A 24,068-nucleotide genomic window follows, 5' to 3' on the forward strand; every position below is an offset into this window, starting at 1 on the left:
AAAGCTTACTGAACGCCCTCGAAGAGCCCGGGATTTAGCGCCCCGGCGAGCCTAGGATTTCAAAGGACGTAACAACATCCACGCGTCGAGCACAGCTTTGGGCGGACATGGCGGCTCACATGGAAGCTGGCCGGCACATATTCTAGGTGCTCGGCCACGTCCTCGCCCAAGTGGCGCGCAGTTCGCCACCGCAGGCCGGGCACGCGTCAGAGTTGGACGAAGCCGCTACGCGGCAGGATTGCGATCCGGGCTGATGATCGATCCGGCTGGATGATTCAGAATGTGACCTCGCCCCTTGTCCGAGGGTTTGAATCATACGAAACGAGGTCACATCGCTATGGAAACACATACCGCCGCAAATTTCAAACGCAATTACGAACGCCACCTGCAGCACCTGAAGCTCAAAGGGCTGCAACCGAAGACGATTGACGCCTACTCGCGCGCTATTCGGCAGGCAGGCGAGCGCTTCGAGCAGAGCATCGACGACCTGTCCGCGCAGCAGCTGACCGATTATTTCAGCGAGCGTCTAGCCACGCATTCCTGGAGCGCGGTCAAGCTTGACCTGTACGGGCTGCGCTTTTACTACGAGCATGTCCTGGCCAAGCCCTGGCCCGCGCCCGGACTGGTCAAGCCTCCACGTAGTCAACGCCTGCCCGACATTGTCACGGTCGAGGAGATGCAGCGCCTGGTCAGCGCCACGCGGGTGCTCAGTTACCGCGTGCTCTTCTTCACGCTCTACAGCCTGGGCCTGCGTCTGGGCGAAGGGCTGCGTTTGGAAGTGGGCGATATTGACGGCGCGCGCAGGCGGGTGCACATACGCAATGCCAAAGGCAACAAGGACCGTTTTGTACCATTGCCGAAGGCGACCTACAGTCTTCTGCGCGACTACTGGCAAGTGCACCGCAATCCGGTGCTGGTGTTTCCGAGCCGGGCCGGCGGCATCAAGGGTGGCTCGTGCGCCACTACACCGCTCGACGCGGCGGCGTGGCGGCAACCCTGCACCAGGTCGTTGCCAGTTGCGGTCTAAAAACAAGATCACACCCCATTCACTGCGCCACGCCTTTGCAACCCATTTGATCGAGGCGGGCGTCGACCTGCTTGAAGTACAGAAATACTTTGGCCACGAGTCCATTCTCACCACCGCCCGCTATACCCATCTGACGGAGCAGACCAGGCACAACGCCATCGACCGCATCAATGGCCTGATGGACAGTTTCACGGTGACCTGGGGGAAGGTCAAATGACGCGCCTCGCCTCCGTCATCAATGCCTTCGACACCGACTTGCTGGCGCAGTACGGCAGCAGGCTCAACACCGATCAGCGGCGCGCGCTCGCGGCGATGAAACGCTGCCGCAATCAGGCCAGCTTGAAGATGCAGGTCCGTTGCGACGACTGCGAGCACCAGGTCTACGTGCCGCACTCCTGCGGCAACCGCCATTGCCCACACTGCCAGCATCACGAGAGCGAGCAGTGGCTTGCCCGCCAGCGCGCCAGGCAACTGCCCGCGGAATACTTCCTGCTAACATTTACGTTGCCGGCCGAATTTCGTCCTCTCTGGCAGGGCAACCAGAGCGTGCGCTACGACTTGCTCATGCGTGCTGCGTGGGACACGGTGCGCACCTTCAGCGAGAACGACAAGCAGTTGCGCGGCACACCCGGCGCCATCGCAGTGCTGCACACGCACACGCGCCGGCTCGACTACCATCCGCATGTCCATCTGGTCATGCCGGCGGGCGCCGTTGATGCCGTGCGCAAGCGCTGGAACACCAAGCGCGCGCCCGGGGCCAAAGGGGGCTATCTTTTCAGCCACAAAGCACTGGCCAAGGTGTTCCGGGCCAAGATCCTCGCCGGCATCGCCTATGCGGGCCTGGCCCTTCCAGCGCGCCATCCGGTGTCCTGGGTCGTCGATTGTAAGAGCGTGGGCAGCGGCGACAAGGCGCTCGTCTACCTCGGGCGTTATCTCTACCGGGGCGTCATCGCGGAGAAGAATATCGTCGCCGTGAACGGTGGCCAGGTGAGCTTCCGGTACCAGAATGCGAAGACCAGGAAGATGGAAATACGCACCGTGCCCGGTGCGTATTTCCTCAGGCTCGTGCTGCAGCATGTGCTGCCCAAAGGCTTCCGGCGCGCGCGCAATTTCGGCATTCTGCACTCCAACTGCAAGCGCCTGATCGCCTTGCTTCACATCGTGCTCAAATGCCTGCCGCCGCGCGTTACCGCCGTGCTCAGGAAGCGATCAGCGGTCGCGTGTCCATGCTGCGGGGCGAAAATGTCGATCGTACAAACGCGCCTGCGGCGACCACCATCACCGATTGCGACGAAGGCGGGCACGACTACCATGTGAACGCGCAGACAATCGGAACGAAAGACGGTTGCAGCTTCCCCGTGGCTGAGCACTCCGTTCGCCTGAAATAGGGCGAAAACCGTTCAAAACCAAGCCCAACGCCAATCAGACAGCGGACAATTCCGCTTCGGTCCAGCCTCCGCCCCGCCTGCACCCCGCAACAGGGGGCAGCGCACCGAACTTCCAAAGATATATTTCCTATATGCCTACAACGCGGCTCACGGACCGGGCTTGTCCAACAAACGGTTCAGATCGAGGCGTCGCTACGCTCGCTCGATCTAACCTTATTCGTTAGGCGCATACACCTTTTCGGCGCGTGATAGGTGATCAGGCAGTGGCCTGCGCATCGATTTTTGCGCCACATCAGCTTCAACTAATTCGATAAATGATACTAACTTTTTGAGTCCACTCAACGTTTAGTATATTATTGCAAAAACAATGATGTTTAATTTAAAATTACCCAACGGATGCGATTCGTTCGGCCATAGTCTCCCATCTCATCAAAAAAGACATGTAAAAATGAATTTAATCGAGCTCGCCGCCCATTTCTCCGGCCTGAGCGAGGCAAATCGGCCAATTCGCCTGCGTTTGTCCGGCCAACACCGCATCCATGACGACGCACTGCTCATAAAGCAGGTGACGGGAGACGAAGCCATTTGTGGTGGTATCGAATATCGGCTGTTGTGCGTATCAACCTATGCGAACTTACCGCTCAAGGACTTTATAGCGCTACCCGTCGAGCTACAATTTGTTACCGCAACTGGCCAGCTTCGTTCAGTGTGCGGAATCGTATCGGAGGCGGCGACTGGAGAAAGCGACGGCGGCCTGGCGACCTATCAATTAGTTGTACGCGATGCGCTGGCTCTGATGGAACAGCGAACGAACACGCGGGTCTTCCGCAATTCTAGCGAAGTAGAGCTAACGGTTGCGATGGTGAGCGAGTGGCGCGCAGTCAATCCTGTTCTTGCTAAAGCATTCGATATCGATACTTCAGGTCTTACAGCGTCCTATCCGTCCCGCGAATTTACGATGCAGTACAACGAATCGGACGCGGCGTTCCTGCGCCGCATGTGGAAACGGCAAGGCATTTCATGGTTTTTTCGCCCCGGCAAACCCAGCGAGATTGACAACGATGTAACCCCGTCCCACACCCTCGTGTTATTCGACACGCCCGACTCACTTACACAAAACGCGGCAGGCACAGTGCGCTTCCATCGCGATACGGCGACGCAAACCGCCGACAGCGTGTTTAGCTGGGGAGCCGTGCGCAACCTCAAAGCGGGCAGCGTCATGCGTCAAAGTTGGGACTACCGCAAGGGCGGAATGACGGCAGCGCAACTTCCCACAACAATGCAGCAAGGGGACGCTGGGGACCAATTCGCTTTCAGTCTAGACGACTATGTTATCGACGCGCCTCATGTGGGCGACAATTTGTTTGATTATCAGCGGCTCGGTAAGCTTCGCATGCAGCGCCACGAGTACGAAGCAAAATGCTTTCACGGCGAAAGCGGCGTACGCGATTTTTGTATCGGCGAATGGATCCGTCTGGACGGCCAACCAGAAATTGACGAGCATGCCGAAAGCGAGCGAGAATTTGTGCTGACTGCGCTGTCGCTCCACGCTGAAAGCAATCTCCCCAAGACCCTCGATGACCAGGTGCGCCGGCTATTCGCCGCAAATGGATGGCAAGCGTCCCTGACCGCTGCGGCACTGACCGCTGCGAGCGAACAACGCGATGTAAAGTACAGCAATCGCTTTTCCTGCGTGCGACGGGGGATACCCATCGTCCCTGCTTTTGATCCCCGTACGGACCTGCCGCGGGTTTACATTCAGAGCGCCCTTGTTGTCGGACCGCCAGGCGAAGAAGTCCACTGCGATGCTCTAGGCCGGGTAAAACTCCGCTTTCCCGGCACCCGCGAACAAGACCACGACAACGGACCAGGCGCATCCAATAGCGACGCTGATTCCGCATGGGTGCGCGTGGCTAGCCACTGGGCCAGCGATCAGTGGGGCAGCATCAGCCTTCCGCGCATTGGCGACGAAGTGCTGGTGGACTTTATCGGCGGCGATCCCGACAAGCCAGTCGTCGTTGGCCGCGTATACGGGACGGCTCGACCGCCAGCCTTCAGCCAGTCAGGCGGGTTACCTGGCAACAGATTCTTAGCGGGCATAAAAAGCAAAGAGATTAACGGCGCTCGGGCCAACCAGTTGCGCCTTGATGACACAACCGGTCAGATCAACGCGCAGCTAGCAAGCGAGCATGGCCACAGCGAGCTCAATCTCGGGTGGCTGACGCGTCCCCGGCGCGACGGAAAAGGCCAGGCGCGCGGAGAGGGAGCAGAGTTACGCTCGGACAAGGCAGTCTCGGTTCGTGGCAAAGGCGGAGTATTCATTAGCGCCGATGGCCAACCGGGCGCAGATGGCAGACTGTTGCAGCGTGACTCGCTGCTCGGCTTGGCGGAAGTTCTTAAAAGCGTCCAGGAGCAACTATCCCAGTTGTCCGAGACGCATCATGCCGACGCGACCGCGACGGCGAAAATGGACAAGATGATTGAATCTTTAAAACAATGGGAGGCAGGTTCGAATACCGAGCCAAATAGTGCCGGAGGCAAAGCGCCAATGGTTGCCATTAGCGCGCCTGCCGGAGTTGCCATCGGTAGCCAGGACAGTATCCTGCTCGGAGCGCAGGCCCAGATCGATATAATAAGTGTGAGCAATTCACAGATGACAAGCGGAAAACAGATCCTTCTCCGCGCAGCGGAAAGTATCAGCGTTTTCGCCCACAAACTGGGGATGAAATTAATTGCTGCATCTGGAAAGATGGAACTACAAACCCATAAGGGCAATATCGAGATTACTTCAGCGAAGCGTATAGTCCTCAGCGCGGCCGATGAAATCATCCTGCAGGCGCCTAAAGTACGCATTGCCACCACCGGGGCTCAAGTTGATATTGGCGGTGATGCAATCGTACAGCAATGTACCAATACCCATACCATCAAGTCGTCGAAGTTTGCCCATGTTACCGGCGGTGGTGGGAGTGCGCCTGGCATCACAATGCCGACCAGTGACATTAAAACCGATGAGCGGATCTATCTGTTCGATCCGCAGAGCGGCTTGCCTGTGACCGGTCGTCGCTACCGTGCCACCCTGCCTGACGGCCAGGTCGTTGAAGGTAAAACTGACGCGCAAGGCCGGACGAGTCTGATGAAATCGAGCGCCATGGGCGACTTTGAAATCATCATCGACCAGCCTGAAGACAGCTAATAGTCCGCTAAATTTATAAAGATTAATTATGTCCGATCCAAAGGCCGAACCTGTACGACGTCTGCCCGATCCAAAAGTTGGCGTGGACGGTAAACTCGCGGGAAAAAGCAGTCTAACCCCAGCGGCAATGAAAACACGCGGCGCAATTCCAGTGCGGCCGAACAAAGTCATCCCCGTCATTATGGTTCCTGGCATCATGGGCAGCAATTTGTGCGCTAAGAGAAAGCCAGCTAACGAGTCGGAGCGAAACAAAGCGCTGAACCCTGGCAGGCCCGCTTGGTCACCTCCGAACGGAAAGATGGCTGGCTTAAGCGAAGCTTCTTTATGGGAAAAACGTAATCCAAAACAGCGGCAGAGGATTCTTGACGGAGATACCGTCGAAGTCGATGACAGCGGTTTGATTGAACTGGACGATGATGATTTTGCCCCAGGAGACGAAGCGGCACTGCGCATGCGTTGGTGGGGCGAACTTCATTGGGACAGCTATGGAGAGTTGCTTGTCGATCTACACCTCAAATTAAACAAAACCTTCACACTGTCGTTGTTCAGAAATCGGATACCGAACAGTCACTGGGAGGATGTTATCGAATACGACAAGGACGATTGGGATGCGTCCGATATGGCTGCCTTGACTGAGGCAGAACTCGAAAAATTCTCTAAAGCTCAGTACCCGGTCTACGCGTGCGGATACAACTGGATTCAGTCAAATGAACGTTCTGCAGAACGACTAAAACTGCGTATTCAGGAAGTCATTAAATTCTGGACGGAGCGTAAGCATGACTGCAAACAAGTCATCCTCGTTACTCACTCAATGGGCGGATTGGTCGCACGCGCGTGCGCCAAACAAATCCCAAATCAGATTGCGGGGATCGTGCACGGCGTCATGCCAGCATTGGGCGCACCACTCGCCTACCGCAGAGTCACCTGCGGAACCGAGGCAACTGCACCTGGAAAAGGAATGTTGGATAGTCTGGCGATGGGCAAGTTCGCCGACATTGCCGGGAGAACGGCCGACCGTACTACGCCGGCGATGGCTACGGCGTGCGGTGCGCTGGAGCTTCTTCCTAATCACCTCTACCCCAAACCGTGGTTGTTTGCCTCGGTAAAACAACCGAACGAGAAACTTAAAGATATCGCAGCGCTACAACCGGACAATCCATATGATCTTTATCGTGATCTCAAGATATGGTATCGACTAATTAATCCGGATCTGGCCGATCCAGCAGGAAAATTTGCCGGCGATAAAGGCGGCGTTAATGTGGCGATCGAAAAAGCGGTATGTCAGGCGGAACACTTCCACATGGAGTTGCTTAATACCTATTACCACCCAATTTCCTATGCGTATTATGGCGCCGACGAAGATCAAATGTCATTTGGCGTATTTCGCTGGGTAACAGATAACCAATACGCGCTGGGGAAGGAAGTCGGTCCGCTTATGCCGCTGGGCCAAACAGCGGAGGGACTTCACTCGGGGGGAGCACGCGCGATTCGGTTCCCGGCCTACACAGTTGCGAAAGATGAAGGGCTTCTTTTTGGCCCAGGCGTGCAGGACGCTCCGGGAGACGGAACCGTGTCTCAACAGTCGGGCGCGGGACCGCGAGGCAAAGTAAAGCGTCTTTTCCGGACTAAAGGTTATGACCACCAAGGCAGCTATAAGAACGAGGCAATGCTAATGCTGACACATCATCTGATTGTTAAAATCGCGCAGGTGGCAAAATGAAATGGACGCTTTCACGAAAAATGTGGGTGGCCGGGGTAACGGCGATGATCGTAATCACCACAGCGGGGCTACTGTTTGGGAATAACCACAATCACGACAAGACCAAAGTGAATAACATGACACAAAAGATGATGACAGTATGCGTAGGGCGATTTACGATCGATTTGCCAGAAGGCGCGGAGGTAGAATTTACCCCTGCTCGTATCGCGAGCGTAGATATCCAGGTGCAGTCCGGCTACACAGACCAGCAACTACGATCAGAACTCGAACAACTAGAGCAAGCGGTGGCGCTCAAGAAAAATGAGTACGACCGGCCTTCCATGGAAAAGAAATTGGACGTCGAGGCGATCAACTTTAAGTCTACTTTAGTGTATTACGGTCGTGAAAAGCCGGTCGCGATTATGGAGTATGGACAGCGTGTTCCTGGCACCGAGGAAGGAATCAGTATCGAGGCGTTTGGCTTAAAGAATTCAGTCGCATACCATTTCACGGGAAAGAGTTTAGCGGTGCCGCGCAGCGAAAACAATGTGCTCAAGCTGGTCAAGAACTTCGAAGCCCTCATGCCAAACCAGATTCCCACCCATCCCGGTTTTTGCATCGAAAAGGGACTGATCCGTGATCCGCTAGATGCGGCCGATAACGAATCGGTAACGATGTTCGCCTCGTTAAAAGGACATCCTGATGTTGCTATTCGGCTCGACACGTCAATAAACAGAAAGCAGATTGAGGATTCCTTACTCGTTAGAGACTCGGAAAGCGAAACCAAGCGTGAATATGCATCGCATTTCAAATCGCTTGGTAAAGGGCAGCGCATCATCAATGCCATTCCAGGTGAAGAGGTGCTGGATAGAGTTAAGGATTTGAATGGCACAAGTGCGCACGCTTTCATGTGGGAAGGGCCTGGATTGATGAACGATGTGCTGGCGCCAACGATCACGCTCGAAATACAAACTGGAAAAGGACGACCTGGCCAGCCGATCAATTCGAGTCTGTCGGACGAGGAGATTCTTCAGCTTTGGCAACGCGTTTCCTCAAGCCTGAAAATTCGCGCTACAGCCACGGTAAGCGGCGGCAAGACCGCCGCTGCCTCAAAAGTCGCGCTAGGACAACTTGCCGCAACGGGTAGCGCTTGTCCACAAGCTGGCTTCTGGGAATGCAAGGAATCAGAAAACGTTGTTGGCGGATCGCGCAGATTCTTCCGGGAAGGCGAAAACATGCCTCCCGCGACCCTGACCGCGCCGCCGAGTTTTTGGCGAAAGCTTAGCGGCGAGTCCCGTTCCGAACATATTTCCACAGTCTGGAGGCTGGTCGATTACACCACACTACCCGATGAAGATGAAGTCGATAGCAATCCTGAAATTGGCGGCAAACCTGCACTGCCAAACTCTAGCAATGTTGACGATTCTACCCCCGGGCGCGCCTGATAGCGCCAAATTGTCCGTCAGGACGACTTTCGGGACCAAGTTCGTTTTAACTAATGAAGTCTGACTTTGGAGCATCAAGTTGCTAAACGCTATTCGCCTAGGAGACTCGACAACGCACGGCGGAAAGGTTGTCCGGGTCGCGGCAACAAATTACATAATCGATGGCATACCCGTGGCTCGGGTTGGCGACCTGTGCTCATGTCCAATCAGCGGCCACGACGGGTGTACCATCGCTGAAGGAAATCCCATCCACCTCATCGACGGCATTGCCGTTGCATACGAAGGCCACAAAACCACCTGTGGGGCTGCGCTGATTGCCACCCAAGCGATATTTGCTTCGAAATAGTCGTGCGAATGAACGCGGTCGCACTTCACGGTCTGTGCTGTTCCGACATAATTGAGTGGTCCGGCCAACAATACCCGTCGGCCGCATACTAGCAACTTGCGAATCACACAGACGCTTACTACGGAGCTGGTCGAAGTTGCCTCCTTGAACCTCACTGGATACGATTTAGCTTACTGGCAGGCGATTATCCAAGCGCGGCACATGAGGACGGTCAAAAGCCATCAATAAAGTTGAATCAGCTGTGTCATCAACCGTCGAGTCGGCTCGAAGGGCGGCTTTGGGGGCGTGGGCGCAAACGGTCATTCGTAAGGGTAACCGTTCCACTGCAACTGCCCCATCCGCTGAGCGTGCCGGGTTCCTGGCGTCTGTTGACTTGTCCAAAGTTCGCTTGCCTAGTTATATAAGCCCTTATACAATGGGCTTGTTCAATACTCGAAATTGCCAAGGAATTGAGACCATGAATGCTCCACTTACTGCACCCGTACACGCCGCCCCCCTCTCCAACTCACTTACCCGCTTCACTCTTATTCGCATCGTGCTCGGCATCGTCGCGGTATGCCTGCCCGTGGCACTGGTCCTGATACTGTCCAATCAAATACCCGACAAATCGCTGCGCGCGTTCTGGCCCCCGCTGCTGGCCGCGCTGGTCGGCATTAGCGGCTATCTTTTTTACGTACGCAAAGTGGAGCACCGGCCTGCAACCGAATTAAGCAGCACGGGAGCCGGCGTCGAATTCGGTGCCGGCCTGCTGCTCGGCACGCTACTATTTTTAACGGTCATCGGCCTGTTGGCCGCCGTTGGAAGCTTTCACGTAACGGGCACCGGCAACTGGTCCCCGGTAGCCAAGTCCTTGGTCGAGATGCTGTTTGTCGCCCTGATCGAGGAACTGGTGTTTCGGGGCGTGCTGTTGCGCTTGATGGAGCGCTCGCTCGGCAGCCGGGTGGCGTTGGTGCTGTCGGCGGTCATTTTTGCCGTCGCGCACTTGCCCAACGATGGCATCACGGCCATCGCTGTCGCCAACACGGCGCTCGCAGGCCTGCTCTTTGGCGCCGCGTATCTGATTACCCGCCGCCTGTGGCTGACTGTGGGGATGCACTTTGCCTGGAATTTTGTCTCCGATGGCGTCTTCGGCATCCCAACCTCCGGCCACCCGGCGCGCGGCTTGTTGCAGGGGCAGTTATCCGGGCCGGACTGGCTTGCCGGCGGCGCCTACGGCGTGGAAGCGTCGGCCGTGACGCTGGTGATGATCGCGCTCTTTACCGTCTTGCTTTTGCTGCGCGCCAGCCGCAATGGCCATCTCGTATCGCGCACCGCCGCCCGCGCGCAGCTCACAGCAGCGGAGCAATGAACGCAAAAAACGCGCCGATCGCAAAGATGCCCACCGACAGCCAGTACAGCCGCAGCGAGGCTAGGCGCGTCGAGGTGCACAAAGCGGCCAGCGCAGGATCTAGCGGGCAGGGTAGGTTGCGGGCACGCCATTGCAACAGGCCGGACGCCAGCAACATGATCCCCGCAACGCCAAACACGGGACCCTTGTGGAGCGAAAACCAGACCAGCTGCGGCACCGCGGACACCAGCGACGACAAGGCCGCGCCGGCCCCGATCGATACCAGCAGCGCCGGCAGCGCGCAGCAAATCAAGGTGCTGCCGCTGGTAAACAGCGACAGCATGGAGGCATGACGGCTCATTTGACGCCAGCCTTGATCTGCTTGGCGGACTGGGCCACCGTCTCCACCGAGACCACATCGTAGCCGGCATCCTTGACTAGGTCCTTGAATACCTGCGGCGCGATGGTCTGGCCTTCTCGCAGTTCAACGACCACCACGCGGTCCTTGAGATTGACGTAGACATCTTGCGCTTGCGACAGCGCGCGCAATTTCTTTTCGATGCCCTGGGCGCAGAAAGCGCAGACCATGCCGTTGACTTCGGCCTTCAAGGATTGCGCCGCCTGCGCGGAAAGCGAGGCTGCCAGCAGTGCGATGGCGATAATAGATTTCATGATGGTCACTCCTAAAAGATGTACATGTAATTAAAGCGGGCCTGGCGCATGTTGTTGACGCCGGCTTCCACGAAATAGTTCTTGTTAATGAAGCGAAGCATGGGCGTGACTTCGGTGCGTTCACTGAGGCCGCGCATGCGTCGTGCTTCGACGATCAGCCAGGGTTGCGTTTGCTCGTATTCAGCCGCGTAAAAAGAAAAACCGGCGCGCGCTGAAGCGAAGTCATGGTTGACGCCGGAAGCGCGATACAGCCTTCCGGTGGCGCCCAGGTAGACGCGGGTGGTTTCGTAGTCGACCTGCACGCCCGGCGTCGCCATGGCCCGGTTGCGTCCGTCACGATGCAAGAGACCAATGCCGCCCAAGAACCAGACGTTGGCCTGCGCATGCTTGCTGTTCCAGCGTTTCACGAGCCGCGTGTACGTCAGTTCGTCAACCTCGCGCGTCAGCTGGCGGTCGTCCGAACGCATCCACGTGGCGCTCACGCCAACGGCGTCGCGCGGCGTGAGCGCGTAGTTGACGTATTGCTCGCGCCAGTTGGCGCCAAAGTCGCCCATGGCCATTGTCGAGCCCTGGAAGCCCATGGGGGCGGCCGCGGCAGGCAGGGCGGCCGCGAGCAGGGCGTCACAGGTCCATGACCTTGCCATTGAAGTTGTCATTGTTATCCTCTGGTTGAGCATGCCGGTTGCGCGCAGAATGCGAGCAGATAAGCCGGGCAAAGTCAGGTCAGGGGAGGGCTTGGGGCGGGCGTTGCGGGCCGTCGGGAATGAAGGAGTCGTGCAGAGTGGCTATGGGCGCCACGGCGGCGCCGCAGCCGCCCAATGCCGGCGCGGCGGCAGTCTGGACGGGCAGGGCGATTGCAGCCAGGTGCAGCGCGCAATTGCTGGCATCGGGGCAAGTGCCGCTATCCTGGTCGCAGCAATCCATGCCTTCCATCATCTGGTCGGCGCAGGTGACCAAGGGAGCCTTGGCCATGGCGAAGCTCGCGGCCAGTGCTTGACAGGGCAGGAGCACGAGGAGCAGGCAGGCGAACAGATGGCGGACGGCGCGGGACATGGGTTCATGATATCAATATTCCTCGCCGTTCGCTTAACGCGCGCCGCAAGGCGAGCGGGTGGCGAAAAAAAAGCCGCCAGGGCTAACCGTGGCGGCTTGTTCCTGCACCTTTCAGTGCTTGCTTGCGTACGAACTTGCGTACTTACTTGATGGTTGCCTTGCTCATCAGCTGTTCGCGGAACGCTTGCAGCTTCTTCTGCTGCATCGACTCGGCAAACTGCTGCTTTACTTCTTCAAACGGTGGCATCTTGAATGGACGCGTATCTTCGAGCTTGATGACATGGAAACCGAACTGGGTCTTGACCGGGACGTCGCTCACGGCGCCTTTTTTCAGTGCGACCATGGCGGTCGAGAACTCAGGCACGTACGCGGCCGGGGTAATCCAGTCGAGGTCGCCGCCATTGGCTGCCGCGCCGTCTTTCGACTGCGCCTTGGCCAGGTCTTCGAACTTGCTGCCAGTCTTGAGCTTGGCGATCACGCCCTTGGCTTCTTCTTCGGTTGGCACGACGATGTGGCGAACGTGGTATTCCTTGTCGCCCTGCTGTGCCTTGTACTTGTCGTACTCGGCCTTGATGTCGGCTTCCTTGATCGGATTCTTCTTGACCTGATCGGCCAGCATGGCATTGATGATGATGCTCTGACGGGCGTTCTCGAGCGCAGCTTTGACTTCCGGACGCGTGCCGAAACCTTGCTTGTCCGCTTCCTGGATCAGCACTTCGAGGCCGATCAGTTGGCGCTTGATTGCTTCGCGCAATTGCGGAGAATCGGTTTGCTTGCCTTGGGCAACCACTTGCTTGACCATCAGGTCGATCTTCGCGTTCGTGATTGGCTTGCCATTCACGGTGGCGGCGTTCTGTGCGAACACAGGTGCGGCAACCAGGGCAAGCAGGGCAATCATCAGGCGGGCAGGCTTCAAAATCATTGTTCGGTTCCTCTAAAAATGGCGGGCGCCGCACATACTGCTGATGCGCGGACTCAATCTATTGAAATTACTTAATGGAGATCGTGGCTTTCTTGGCCAGTTGTTCCTGATAGGCTTGCACTTTTTTCCGGGTCAGTCCCTCGGCGATCTGCGGCTTGGCTTCTTCCAGCGACGGGAATTTCAGCGCACGCGTGTCGTCCAGCTTGATCACGTGAAAGCCGATCGGGGTCTGCACCGGCGCTTGCGTGACGGCGCCTTTTTGCAGTGCGGTGAAGGCTTCGCTAAATTCCTTAGGGAAGGACTCCGACGGCGTTACCCAGTCCAGGTCGCCACCGGTGGCCGCGCTGCCTGCGTCCTTGGAGGTCTTGGCCAGGTCTTCAAACTTGGCGCCGCCCTTGAGCTTGCCAATGATTGCCTTCGCTTCAGCATCGGTCTCGGCGACGATATGGCGGATATGGTATTCCTTGTCGCCGGCCTGCGCCTTGATCCGGTCATATTCGGTCTTGATCTCGGCGTCCGTCACTTTGTGCTTGTCGGCGTAGTCGCGCATCATGGCGCTGACGACCAGGCGCTGACGCTCGCCATCGAGTTGCTGCTTGACGATTTCGTTCTTGTCGTAACCTTGCTTGAGGGCTTCTTGCATCATCACTTCGCGGGCGATCAAGTCTTTCTTGATCATGTCGCGCAGTTCAGGGGAATCCTTTTGCTGGCCTTGGGCCTCGACCTGCTTGACGGTTGCTTCGACGCGCGACATGGGAATGGCTTTGCCGTTCACGACGGCGACGTTTTGCGCGAAGGCAGGCATGGCGACTACGGCGATCAGTGCTAACAGCAAACGGGCTGGCTTAAAAGTCATTATGAAATTCCTGAATTGGGAAGGTTGCTTGGACAAGATTAATTTTTTTACTTAGCAAGTCAATTGTCCGACAGATTACTTAAGGAACACTGAATCACGCGAAGACAATCACACTTCGGACGGAGCCAAAGCGGTGATGGCGAGAGCGTGAATTTCGGTGTGCATCATATCGTGCACGGAATCATACACGAGTCGATGTCGCATGACGAGTCTGAGCCCTTCAAAACGCTCCGAGACGATCCGCAAGCGGTAGTGGCCGCCGCCGGAGGCAGCGCCGGCGTGGCCCGCGTGCAGTGCCGATTCGTCCGTCAGTTCGAGCTGCGAAGGCGCGAGTGCGGCGGACAGCTGCGCGCGGATGCGCTCGGGACGGGTGAGCGCGCTCATACTTTTTCCTCTTCAATATACTTGGACAGATAAAAGGTCTGGCCGACGATAAAGGCGAACAGCAGGCCGGTCATGCCAAAGGTCTTGAAGTTGACCCAGGCGTCGGTATTGCCGGCGAAAATGACGAAGGCGGCGAGCAGGTTCAGCAAGCCGATGCCGATGAAAAACACGATCCACGCCAGGCACAGGCGGGTCCACACGGGATCGGGCAGCTTGATTTGCGCCTGCATGACTTCGCGGATCAGGTTTTTCTTGAAGCCGAACAGCGCAATCAGGAAGGCAGCCGCTTGCAGCCAGTAAATGATGGTCGGCTTCCACATCAGGAATTTTGCATTGTGGAAGTAGATCGTCAGGCAGCCGAAAATCGTGATGACGGACACTGAAATCCACAGCATCAGGTCGACCTTTTTTCCGCGCAGCTTGACGTAGCAGACCTGCACCACGGCCGCGACAATGGCCACGATGGTGGCCAGCATGATCGGTCCCTGGTCGGGTGCAATGCCGTCGCCCGAGACAAAGCCGCCGATCAGCTTGGAGGCAAGCTTGAACGAGGCCTGCTCGTACAGACCGGCAACTTTGAACGTAACGAAAAACAGCAGGATCGGGAAAAAGTCGAACAGAAGTTTCATGTGGTAATGGTCAGGTTGGGTCGAACCGCAGTGACGCGGAATTGATGCAATAACGCAGGCCCGTTGGCGGCGGGCCGTCGGGGAAAACGTGACCCAGGTGGGCGTCGCAGACCGCGCAAATGATCTCGGTGCGCAGCATACCATGGGCGCGGTCGACTTTTTCAATCACATTGGCCGGATCGAGCGCCTTGAAATAGCTTGGCCAGCCGCAGCCGGAGTCAAACTTGGCGTCCGACGCGAACAGCGGCGTGTTGCAGCACACGCAAGTGTAGATGCCGTGCTCGTGGTGGTCCCAGAACTCGCCCGTAAAGGCGCGTTCCGTGGCCGCGTGGCGCGTAACCTGGTATTGCATCGGATCGAGCATGGCGCGCCATTGCTCGTCGGTCTTGGTCACGGTCTTTTTCATCTCGTTCGCTTCGTCGGTCATGGCAAGTCTTTCTGTAGGGTCAAGAGGAACAGCTTACTTAAGAGGAGCAGCTTACTTTAAGAAGAGCAGCTTACTTCAAGATGGCTAGCCCAGTCTGGCGGCAGTGCGGCATAGGCTTCGTTGTCATGCTGTTCGTCGAACGGGTGCTCGAGCACGGCGAGCAATGTGGCCACTTCGGAAAAATCCTTGTTGTTGGCCTTGTCGATGGCGACCTGGGCCAGGTAATTGCGCAGCACATACTTGGGATTGACGGCGTCCATGGCGCGCCGCCGTTCGCTGTCGGTGCGGTGCTCGTGGCGCAGGCGCGCGCGGTAAGTCACGGCCCAAGCGTCGAAAGCGTCGCGTTCGATGAACAGGTCGCGCACGGGTGCGTCCAGCGCCGGCAGCTCAAGTTGCAGCATGCCCAGCTTGCGGAAAAACTGGGTAAAGTCGACATGGTGGCGGTCCAGCAGGGCGAACATGGCGGCGAACAGCTGGCCATCTTCCGGCAGCGCCACGTCCAGCCCCAGCTTGGCATGCAGCAGTTCGTCAATCTTGGCGGCAAACGCGCTCTGGTAGACGTCCAGCGCTTCTTGCGCGTCGTCGACGGCGCCGATCAGCGGCAGCAGGGCTTGGCCCAGCTTGTGGCAATTCCAGTGCCCCACATCGGGCTGGTTGGCGTACGAGTAACGGCCTTGCTGGTCGGTATGGTTGCAAATATGCTGGGAATCGAACGCTTCCATGAAGCCGAAGGGACCGTAGTCGAGCGTCAGGCCGAGGATCGACATATTGTCGGTATTCATCACACCGTGCATGAAGCCGACCGCCTGCCAGTGGGCGATCATGTGCGCGGTGCGGCGCGTCACCTCGGCCAGCAGCGCCTTGTACGGGTTGGACTCGCCTGCCAGCTCAGGGTAAAAAGCGGCGATGACGTGGTCGGCCAGAATGCGCAGTTCGTCGGGACGCTGGCGCGCATACCAGTGCTCGAAGGAGCCGAAGCGCACAAAACTGGGCGCCATGCGCGTGGCGACCGCCGACGACTCGACCGTCTCGCGCATCACACCCTGGTCGGACCCGGTGATCATCAAGGCGCGCGTGGTGGGAATGTTCAAGGCGGCCATGGCTTCGGAACAGAGAAACTCCCGGATCGACGAGCGCAGCACGGCGCGCCCGTCGCCCATGCGCGAATACGGCGTCAGGCCGGCGCCCTTGAGCTGCAACTCCATCGGCCCGGCAGGTGTGTCCAGCTGGCCGAGCAAAATGGCGCGCCCGTCGCCCAACTGGCCGGCCCAGACGCCAAACTGGTGCCCGGAGTAGACGGCCGACAAGGGTTTGGCGCGCGCCGGCACGGCATTGCCGGTAAAGGCGGCCACGAAATCGTCTTGCGCGAGCGCGGCAACGTCAAGCCCGACCAGCGCGGCGGCGCTGCTACTGGCCGCGACAAAGTAGGGCTCAGGCAAGGGTGTTGGCATGAGGCGGGTGTAAAACGCACTCGGCAACTCGGCAAAGGCATTTTTAAGTGGAAGATCGGCAGCGTTAATGGCAATTCCAGTCGCAGTAAGGTAGTGTTCGGTGTAGCTCTGTGTCGTGCCAGAATTTTACCGTAATAGGCAAATTCAAGCCGCGCGCGCCTTGAACCAACAAGGCGCTCACATAGACAACTTGGCCGTGTTTTCGTCATGCTGCATCGCACCATCGAAATACATTGACGGGAATAGCACGGTCGTACGAAACTGAGGATTCCTACTAAGAGGAGTGTCGATGTCGTCATACCCGATGAGTCCGTTAATGGGCCAAATGATGAGCCAGCCCTTGCTCATTTCCAGCATTCTCGACTACGCAGCAAAACACTATCCCACCACAGAAATCGTCTCGCGCCGCGTGGAAGGCGATATGCATCGCTACACCTACCGCGATTGCCACGTGCGTGCGCGCAAGATGGCCAATGCGCTCACCAGCCTGGGCGTGACCATGGGCGACCGGGTGGCAACGCTGGCGTGGAACGGCTACCGCCACATGGAGCTGTATTACGCTGTTTCCGGTTCGGGCGCGGTGCTGCACACCATCAATCCCCGCCTGCATCCGGAACAGATCGCCTACATCGCCAACCATGCCGAAGACCAGTACCTGTTTTTCGACCTGACTTTCCTGCCGCTGATCGAAGCGGTCGCCGCCCACTGCAAGAGCGTCAAGGCCTTTGTGCTGATGGCCGGGCGCGAGCGGATGCCGACGGACACAAAAATTGCCAATCTGCTGTGCTATGAAGACTTGATGGCAAGCAGCTCCGACGACTACCAATGGCCGCTGTTTGACGAAAACTCGGCCGCTTCGCTGTGCTACACCTCGGGCACCACGGGCAACCCCAAGGGCGCGCTGTACTCGCACCGCTCGACCGTGCTGCATGCCTATGGTTCGGCCATGCCCAACGCGCTGAACGTCTCGGCCACGGATACCGTGCTGCCGGTGGTGCCCATGTTCCATGTGAATGCCTGGGGGCTGCCGTATTCGGTGCTGCTGTCGGGCGCGAAGATGGTGTATCCGGGCGCCGCGCTCGACGGCAAGTCGTTGTACGAGCTGTTCGAGGCCGAAGGCGTGACGTTTTCGGCGGGCGTGCCCACCGTATGGCTGGGCCTGGTCAATTACGCGCTTGAAAACAAGCTGCGCTTCAGCACGTTCCGCCGCACCGTGATTGGCGGCTCGGCCTGCCCGCCGGCGATGATGGATACGCTGATCGACCAGCTCGACGTGCAGGTCATCCACGCCTGGGGCATGACCGAAATGTCGCCGCTGGGCACGGCCGGGGGCCTGCAATCGAAGCACCTGAGTCTGCCCAAGGCAGCGCAGCGCAAGATCTTGCAAAAGCAAGGTCACGCCGTGTATGGCGTGGACATGAAAATTGTCGACGACGACGGCAAGGAGTTGCCGTGGGACGGCGCCACCTATGGCCACTTGCTGGTCAAGGGGCCGTGGATCATCAGCAGCTACTTCAAGAACGAGGGTGGCGACGTATTGCAGGACGGGTGGTTTCCTACCGGCGACGTGGCCACCATCGACGCCGACGGCTACATGCAGATCACCGACCGCAGCAAAGATGTTATCAAGTCCGGCGGCGAGTGGATCGGCACCATCGACCTGGAAAATATCGCAATGGCGCATCCGGCCGTGCTGCAGGCGGCCTGCATCGGCATTGCCCACCCCAAGTGGGATGAACGGCCGCTGCTGCTGGTGATCAAACGACCAGGGCAGGACGTGACGCGCGAAGACTTGCTGCACTATTTCGACGGCAAGATCGCCAGGTTCTGGATGCCGGACGACGTCATCTTTGTCGAGGCGCTGCCCACTGGCGCCACCGGCAAGATCCAGAAAAACAAGCTGCGCGACCAGTACAAGGGGCATTTGCTGCCCACTGCATGACCAGTTTGACGACGGCAAGTTCGACGATGGGCAGCGCTTTGCTGCAAATGGGCACAGACCCAACTACAAGAAGGATGGAGACACATGATCAAGACTATTCGCCCGCTGACCCTGGCTGTATCACTTGCATTGCTGAGCGTTGCGGCCCAGGCCGAAACGGTCAAAATCGCCTTTATCGACCCGCTGTCGGGCCCGTTCGCCCCGGTCGGACAAAACCAGCTCAAGAGTTTCCAGACCATCGCCGAACTGGCCAACGCGCAAAAATGGGCGGGCGAACACCAGATCCAGGTGGTCGGCTTCGACAACAAGGGCAGCCCGCAAGAGTCGCTCACCCAGCTCAAGGCCGTTATCGACCAGGGCTACCGCTACATCACGCAGGGCAATGGCTCCGGCGTGGGCCTGGCGCTGCTGGACGCGATCAACAAGCATAACGAGCGCAATCCGGGCAAGGAAGTGGTTTACCTGAACTACGCCGCCATCGATCCCGACATGACCAACAGCAAGTGCAGCTTTTGGCACTTCCGCTTTGACGCCAATTCCGACATGAAAATGGAAGCGCTGACGTCGTACATGGCGCCGAACAAGGACATCAAGAACGTCTACATCATCGGCCAGAACTACGCGTTCGGCCAGGCCGTCAGCCGGGCCGCCAAGGAATACCTCAAGCGCAAGCGCCCGGACATCAAGATCGTTGGCGACGACTTGCACCCGATTGCGCAGGTCAAGGATTTTTCGCCCTACATTGCCAAGATCAAGGCGTCGGGGGCGGACACCGTCATTACCGGCAACTGGGGCGCCGACCTGGCGCTGTTGATCCGCGCTGCCAAGGATGCCGACTTGAAGGCCAATTTCTACACCTATTACGCGGTGACCACCGGCGTGCCGACGGCGATGGGCGCGGCGGGTGCGGACCGGGTCAAGATCGTGGGTAATTGGCTGATCAATGGCGACGTGGCGAGCGGCAAGGAGATCGTCGAAGGCTACAAAAAGAAGTACAACGACGATTTTTACACCGCGCAGACGCACTCGAGCATCGGCCTGCTGTCGCAGGCGATCAAACAGTCCAAGTCGACCGACCCGAAAAAGGTCGCGTTTGCGATGGAAGGCGCCAAGTTCCAGAGCCTGAACGGCGGCGTGATGATGAACAAGGCTGACCACCAGCTGCAGCAGCCGCTGTACATCGGCACCTGGAGCAAGGTTGACGGCAAGGCTGTCAAATTTGACCAGGAAAATACTGGTTATGGCTGGAAAATGGACAAGAAGATCGATGCGTATTATGCGGCGCAGCCGACGTCTTGCCAGATGAAGCGCCCGGCGATGTAATTGCCTTCGTAGGGCGCAAAAGCGCTTTTTTTGCGCGCATTGCGCCATGTTTGCGTCAACGAGACGCAGGCATTGGCGGAATGCGCTTGCGCTTTTCTGCCCTACGTTTTCCTCTTCTTTTGCGATTGTTTCCATGGAATTTACGCTGTTCACCCTGCTGAACGGCGTCAGCTACGGACTGCTGCTGTTCATGCTCTCGTCCGGCCTGACGCTCATCTTCAGTATGATGGGCGTGCTCAACTTTGCGCACGCCAGTTTCTACATGCTGGGGGCCTACATGGCCTACACCATCAGTTCCGTGGTGGGCTTCTGGCCCGCGCTGGTGCTCGCGCCGCTCGCCGTGGGCCTGATCGGAGCGCTGGTCGAACGCTATGGCCTGCGCCCGCTGCACAAATACGGCCATATTCCCGAACTGCTGTTTACCTTCGGCCTGTCCTACCTGATCGTTGAACTGGTGCAGCTGATCTGGGGCCGCGCCGCAGTGGCGTACTCGATCCCGCCTTCGCTCGACGGAGCGCTATTTACCCTGTTTTCAACCAGCTTTCCCATGTACCGCGGCTTCATGATGTTAGTCGCGCTGCTGATGCTCGCGGCAATCTACCTGGTGCTCACGCGCACCCGCGTGGGCCTCGTGATCCAGGCCGCGCTAACCCATCCTGACGCCGCCGAAGCACTGGGCCACAATGTGCCGCGCATTTTCATGTGGGTGTTTGGCGGCGGCTGCGCGCTGGCGGCTCTGGCCGGCGTCATCGGCGGCAACGCCTTTGTCACCGAGCCGGGGATGGCCGCGACCGTGGGCAGCATCATCTTCGTGGTGGTCGTCGTCGGCGGCATGGGGTCGCTGGCCGGCGCCTTTGTCGCTTCGATCCTGATCGGCGTGCTGCAAACGTTCGCCGTGGCGCTCGACTACTCGTTGATGTCGGTGTTTAACGGCATGGGCGCCAACATCACGGACGCCACGCCAGGCTACGACCTACTCAAGCTGTCGATCTCGCAAAGCGCGGCGATCCTGCCGTACCTGCTGCTGGTGCTGATTTTGATTTTCCGCCCCAAGGGCTTGATGGGGACACGCGAATGAGGCTCACCTACACACCCGTGAACGCGGCGCGCTACCTGGTGTGGGGCGGCTTTGCGCTGGTCCTCCTGGCGGCGCCCCTCGTGTTTACTAAGGGCGCGGCGCTGTCGATCCTGTCGCAGATCGGCACCGTCATGATCTTTGCGCTGTCGTACAACATGCTGCTGGGGCAGGGCGGCATGCTCTCGTTCGGGCACGCGGTGTATTCGGGCCTGGGCGCGTTTTTTGCCATCCACATGATGAACAGCACCGGCGTCGGCGCGCATATTCCCACCACGCTCATTCCGCTGGCCGGTGGCCTGGCCGGGATGTTCTTTGGCGTGTTGTTCGGCTACGTAACGACCAAAAAATCGGGCACCACGTTCGCCATGATCACGCTCGGCCTGGTGGAACTGGTGTTCGCCAGTTCGCTGATGTTCCCGGGCTTTTTTGGCGGCGAGGGCGGCATCACGACCAACCGGGTGCGCGGCGAGGCACTGTTCGGCATCAGCTACGGGCCGCAGATCCAGGTGTACTACCTGATCGCGTTCTGGCTCTTTATCAGCACCATTGCCATGTTCGCGTTCACGCAAACGCCGCTGGGGCGCATGGTCAACGCAGTGCGCGACAATCCGGAGCGGGTTGAATTCATCGGTTACGACACGCAGTCGGTGCGCTACCTGACGCTGATCCTGTCGGCTTTTTTCGCCGGCATTTCGGGCGCCCTGGGGGCGATCAACTTCGAGATCGTCAGCGCCGAAAACGTCAGCGCCATCCGTTCGGGCGCGGTACTGCTGTTCGTGTTCATCGGCGGGATCTCGTTCTTTTTCGGGCCGCTGCTGGGCGCCATCGTCGGCGTTTTCTTTTCGGTAATGCTGTCGGACTATACGCCGGCCTGGCAGCTGTACCTGGGCCTGTTCTTCATCCTGCTGGTGCGCTATGCGCCGGCCGGGCTGGCAAGCTTGATCCTGATGCTGCTGCGGGTGGCAAACCATGGCCAGTTCGGCCGCATCTGTAAGCCGCTGCTGGCCGTGTGCGCGGTGGGGTTGGTCGGCTTGCTCGGCGTGGTGATGGGGATCGAAATGCTGTACCACATCACGCTGGAAGGCGCCAACGGCGCCATCATGACGCGCCTGGGGCACCAGATCGACACCAAGGGCGCCGCGCCCTGGGTGGTGGTGGCCGTGCTGGTGGGCGGCGCGCTGCTGCTGTACCGGAAAGTGCAGCCGCATTACGACGCCTTGTGGAGTGAAATACATGCCGACATCGTGGCCAAACAGCGCTCGGGGATGACTACATGAGTTACGCGCTTGAACTGAAGGATGTCAGAAAAAGCTTCGGCAAGTCCGAAATTATCCGCGGCGCCAACCTGACCGTGGCCAAGGGCGAACGGGTGGCCGTGATCGGACCGAACGGGGCGGGCAAGTCAACCTTGTTCAACCTGGTGTCTGGCCGCTTTGGCATCAGCGACGGAGATATTTTTTTAAATGGCAGCAGCATCAGAAACCGCAAGCCCTTCGAGATCAACCGGCTCGGTCTGGCGCGCAGTTTCCAGATCAGTAATCTGTTCGTCAATCTTTCGGTGTACGAAAACCTGCGCTGCGCGGTGCTTTGGTCGCTCGGTTACAAGTACTCGTTCTGGCAGCGCCTGAACGGCCTGCGCGACGCGCACGAACGCGCCGAGCAGGTGCTGGAACAGATCGGCATGCAGCGCCAGCGCAAGATGCTGGCCGGGGTGCTGACTTACGCCGAACAGCGCGCGCTGGAAATCGGCATCACGATTGCCGGCGGCGCCGACGTCATTTTGCTCGACGAGCCGACGGCCGGCATGAGCCGTTCCGAGTCCGATGCGGCAGTGGAGTTGATCCGCAAGGTCACGGTGGGCAAGTCGCTGGTGATGGTGGAGCACGACATGAGCGTGGTGTTCGGCCTGGCCGACAAGATTGCGGTGCTGGTCTACGGCGAAGTGATCGCCTGCGACACGCCCGCCAATATCCGCGCCAACGCGGCGGTGCAGTCGGCCTATCTTGGGCATGACGCGAGCGAGGAGCACGCATGAACGCGATTCTTGAAGTCAAAGGGCTGCACGCGTACTACGGCAAGGGTCATATTTTGCATGGCGTGGACCTGACGGTTGGCCGGGGCGAGATTGTGAGCCTGTTGGGGCGCAACGGCGTGGGGCGTTCGACGCTGGTCAAGGCGGTGATGGGGCAGGTCAGCGCCACCGGTTCGGTGCTGTTCAAGGGCGAACAGATGCTGGGACTGAAGGCGTTCCAGATCGCGCACAAGGGCCTGGCGTACGTGCCGGAGAACCGCGATATTTTCCCCACGCTGACGGTGGAGCAGAACCTGATTTTAGGGCAGAAGAAGACCGGCAAGCCGGGACGCTGGTCGCTGGCCGACATGTACCGCATGTTCCCGCGGCTGGAGGAACGGCGGACGGTGGCGGCGGGATTCTTGTCGGGCGGGGAGCAGCAGATGCTGACTTTGTGCCGCAGCTTGATGGGCGACCCGGATTTAATCATGATCGACGAGCCGACCGAAGGCCTGGCGCCCAAGATCGTGGCGCTGGTGGCGCAGTATCTGCTGGCGTTGAAGGAGAAGGGGATTTCGGTGCTGCTGGTGGAGCAAAAGCTGGCCATTGCGCTGGAGATTTCGCAGCGCGTGTATGTGATGGGGCATGGGGCGATTGTGTTTGAGGGCACGCCGGCGGCGCTGCGCGCCGATGCGGTGGTGCGCAAGGAGTGGTTGGAGGTGTAGGCACACAGTGTAGACATTGCATGCGTTATCGTAACGCCGGCAGTGTCGGAATGCGCTGCGCTTTTCCGACCTACGCGGTACCAATCAATTTGCGGAATCTCCTTGCGTCGGCACGACGTGGCGACGCTGTTGGGACTCTCAAAAAAATAATACGACCGTTCTATTATCAT

Annotated in this window: 24 protein-coding genes and 1 pseudogene; 14 read left to right on the forward strand and 11 right to left on the reverse strand. The window is 58.6% G+C overall.

From position 1 onward, the window contains the following. Positions 1-71: 71 nt before the first annotated feature. Positions 72-208, reverse strand: a pseudogene (locus ACP7BV_RS18535) (IS66 family transposase zinc-finger binding domain-containing protein); the annotation flags it as partial. 129 nt (positions 209-337) lie between these two features. Between ACP7BV_RS18535 and ACP7BV_RS18540 the strand changes: the two are divergent. From ACP7BV_RS18540 to ACP7BV_RS18575, 8 genes are all read left to right on the forward strand, one after another. Continuing rightward, on the forward strand, positions 338-1,027 hold the full coding sequence (locus ACP7BV_RS18540; protein ID WP_426105904.1) for a tyrosine-type recombinase/integrase: 690 nt from the start codon (positions 338-340) through the stop codon (positions 1,025-1,027). Then, entirely contained in the window at positions 1,017-1,244 is a 228-nt protein-coding gene (locus ACP7BV_RS18545) for a tyrosine-type recombinase/integrase (protein ID WP_426105905.1), read from the forward strand. The genes ACP7BV_RS18540 and ACP7BV_RS18545 overlap by 11 nt, the downstream gene beginning before the upstream one ends. After that, positions 1,241-2,344, forward strand: coding sequence for an IS91 family transposase (locus tag ACP7BV_RS18550; RefSeq protein WP_426105907.1), 1,104 nt, complete (start codon positions 1,241-1,243; stop codon positions 2,342-2,344). Before ACP7BV_RS18545 ends, ACP7BV_RS18550 begins: the two co-directional genes overlap by 4 nt. A gap of 438 nt (positions 2,345-2,782) precedes the next feature. Further along, the gene (locus ACP7BV_RS18555) at positions 2,783-5,608 is read left to right on the forward strand and encodes a type VI secretion system Vgr family protein (protein ID WP_426105908.1); all 2,826 of its coding nucleotides are present in this window, start codon (positions 2,783-2,785) and stop codon (positions 5,606-5,608) included. A gap of 28 nt (positions 5,609-5,636) precedes the next feature. After that, positions 5,637-7,328: an esterase/lipase family protein gene (locus tag ACP7BV_RS18560; protein WP_426105909.1), complete on the forward strand. Its 1,692-nt coding sequence runs from the start codon at positions 5,637-5,639 to the stop codon at positions 7,326-7,328. Continuing rightward, positions 7,325-8,752, forward strand: coding sequence for a T6SS immunity protein Tli4 family protein (locus ACP7BV_RS18565; protein ID WP_426105910.1), 1,428 nt, complete (start codon positions 7,325-7,327; stop codon positions 8,750-8,752). Before ACP7BV_RS18560 ends, ACP7BV_RS18565 begins: the two co-directional genes overlap by 4 nt. 79 nt (positions 8,753-8,831) lie before the next feature. Then, positions 8,832-9,098: a PAAR domain-containing protein gene (locus ACP7BV_RS18570; RefSeq protein ID WP_426105912.1), complete on the forward strand. Its 267-nt coding sequence runs from the start codon at positions 8,832-8,834 to the stop codon at positions 9,096-9,098. A gap of 457 nt (positions 9,099-9,555) precedes the next feature. Next, complete coding sequence (locus ACP7BV_RS18575; RefSeq protein ID WP_426105914.1) at positions 9,556-10,446, forward strand: CPBP family intramembrane glutamic endopeptidase; 891 nt, start codon at positions 9,556-9,558, stop codon at positions 10,444-10,446. Here ACP7BV_RS18575 and ACP7BV_RS18580 read toward each other — a convergent pair. The 10 genes from ACP7BV_RS18580 to ACP7BV_RS18625 form a co-directional block, all read right to left on the reverse strand. Next, positions 10,427-10,786 carry a hypothetical protein gene (locus tag ACP7BV_RS18580; protein WP_426105915.1) on the reverse strand — a complete coding sequence of 120 codons (360 nt, stop codon included), beginning with the start codon at positions 10,784-10,786 and terminating at the stop codon, positions 10,427-10,429. The genes ACP7BV_RS18575 and ACP7BV_RS18580 overlap by 20 nt on opposite strands. Beyond that, positions 10,783-11,097, reverse strand: a complete 315-nt coding sequence (locus tag ACP7BV_RS18585; protein WP_426105916.1) for a heavy-metal-associated domain-containing protein — start codon at positions 11,095-11,097, stop codon at positions 10,783-10,785. Before ACP7BV_RS18585 ends, ACP7BV_RS18580 begins: the two co-directional genes overlap by 4 nt. 11 nt (positions 11,098-11,108) lie before the next feature. Beyond that, on the reverse strand, positions 11,109-11,753 hold the full coding sequence (locus ACP7BV_RS18590; protein WP_426105918.1) for a hypothetical protein: 645 nt from the start codon (positions 11,751-11,753) through the stop codon (positions 11,109-11,111). A gap of 67 nt (positions 11,754-11,820) precedes the next feature. Then, entirely contained in the window at positions 11,821-12,069 is a 249-nt protein-coding gene (locus tag ACP7BV_RS18595) for a hypothetical protein (RefSeq protein WP_426105920.1), read from the reverse strand. A gap of 223 nt (positions 12,070-12,292) precedes the next feature. After that, positions 12,293-13,072: a peptidylprolyl isomerase gene (locus ACP7BV_RS18600; RefSeq protein ID WP_426105921.1), complete on the reverse strand. Its 780-nt coding sequence runs from the start codon at positions 13,070-13,072 to the stop codon at positions 12,293-12,295. A gap of 67 nt (positions 13,073-13,139) precedes the next feature. After that, entirely contained in the window at positions 13,140-13,928 is a 789-nt protein-coding gene (locus ACP7BV_RS18605) for a foldase protein PrsA (protein ID WP_426105923.1), read from the reverse strand. Between the two features lie 108 nt (positions 13,929-14,036). Further along, on the reverse strand, positions 14,037-14,312 hold the full coding sequence (locus tag ACP7BV_RS18610; protein ID WP_426105924.1) for a BolA family protein: 276 nt from the start codon (positions 14,310-14,312) through the stop codon (positions 14,037-14,039). Continuing rightward, entirely contained in the window at positions 14,309-14,941 is a 633-nt protein-coding gene (locus tag ACP7BV_RS18615; protein WP_426105925.1) for a septation protein A, read from the reverse strand. Before ACP7BV_RS18615 ends, ACP7BV_RS18610 begins: the two co-directional genes overlap by 4 nt. Before the next feature lie 10 nt (positions 14,942-14,951). Further along, on the reverse strand, positions 14,952-15,347 hold the full coding sequence (gene msrB, locus ACP7BV_RS18620) for a peptide-methionine (R)-S-oxide reductase MsrB (RefSeq protein WP_426106023.1): 396 nt from the start codon (positions 15,345-15,347) through the stop codon (positions 14,952-14,954). Positions 15,348-15,424: 77 nt separating this feature from the next. Beyond that, positions 15,425-16,894 (reverse strand): protein adenylyltransferase SelO, encoded by a 1,470-nt coding sequence (locus tag ACP7BV_RS18625; RefSeq protein ID WP_426106024.1) that lies wholly within the window; start codon positions 16,892-16,894, stop codon positions 15,425-15,427. A gap of 214 nt (positions 16,895-17,108) precedes the next feature. On the opposite strand from ACP7BV_RS18625, the gene ACP7BV_RS18630 reads away from it, so the two are divergent. From ACP7BV_RS18630 to ACP7BV_RS18655, 6 genes are all read left to right on the forward strand, one after another. Further along, positions 17,109-18,761: a 3-(methylthio)propionyl-CoA ligase gene (locus tag ACP7BV_RS18630; protein ID WP_426105927.1), complete on the forward strand. Its 1,653-nt coding sequence runs from the start codon at positions 17,109-17,111 to the stop codon at positions 18,759-18,761. An 87-nt stretch (positions 18,762-18,848) separates the two neighbouring features. Then, positions 18,849-20,084 carry a branched-chain amino acid ABC transporter substrate-binding protein gene (locus tag ACP7BV_RS18635; RefSeq protein ID WP_426106026.1) on the forward strand — a complete coding sequence of 412 codons (1,236 nt, stop codon included), beginning with the start codon at positions 18,849-18,851 and terminating at the stop codon, positions 20,082-20,084. Between the two features lie 133 nt (positions 20,085-20,217). After that, positions 20,218-21,162, forward strand: coding sequence for a branched-chain amino acid ABC transporter permease (locus ACP7BV_RS18640; RefSeq protein WP_426105928.1), 945 nt, complete (start codon positions 20,218-20,220; stop codon positions 21,160-21,162). Then, positions 21,159-22,439, forward strand: coding sequence for a branched-chain amino acid ABC transporter permease (locus ACP7BV_RS18645; RefSeq protein WP_426105929.1), 1,281 nt, complete (start codon positions 21,159-21,161; stop codon positions 22,437-22,439). Before ACP7BV_RS18640 ends, ACP7BV_RS18645 begins: the two co-directional genes overlap by 4 nt. Continuing rightward, positions 22,436-23,197 carry an ABC transporter ATP-binding protein gene (locus tag ACP7BV_RS18650; protein ID WP_426105930.1) on the forward strand — a complete coding sequence of 254 codons (762 nt, stop codon included), beginning with the start codon at positions 22,436-22,438 and terminating at the stop codon, positions 23,195-23,197. The genes ACP7BV_RS18645 and ACP7BV_RS18650 overlap by 4 nt, the downstream gene beginning before the upstream one ends. Continuing rightward, positions 23,194-23,898: an ABC transporter ATP-binding protein gene (locus ACP7BV_RS18655; RefSeq protein ID WP_426105932.1), complete on the forward strand. Its 705-nt coding sequence runs from the start codon at positions 23,194-23,196 to the stop codon at positions 23,896-23,898. The genes ACP7BV_RS18650 and ACP7BV_RS18655 overlap by 4 nt, the downstream gene beginning before the upstream one ends. The last annotated feature ends 170 nt before the right edge of the window (positions 23,899-24,068 follow it).

The sequence above is a fragment of the Massilia sp. TSP1-1-2 genome (assembly GCF_049896185.1).
Lineage (GTDB): Bacteria > Pseudomonadota > Gammaproteobacteria > Burkholderiales > Burkholderiaceae_D > Telluria_A.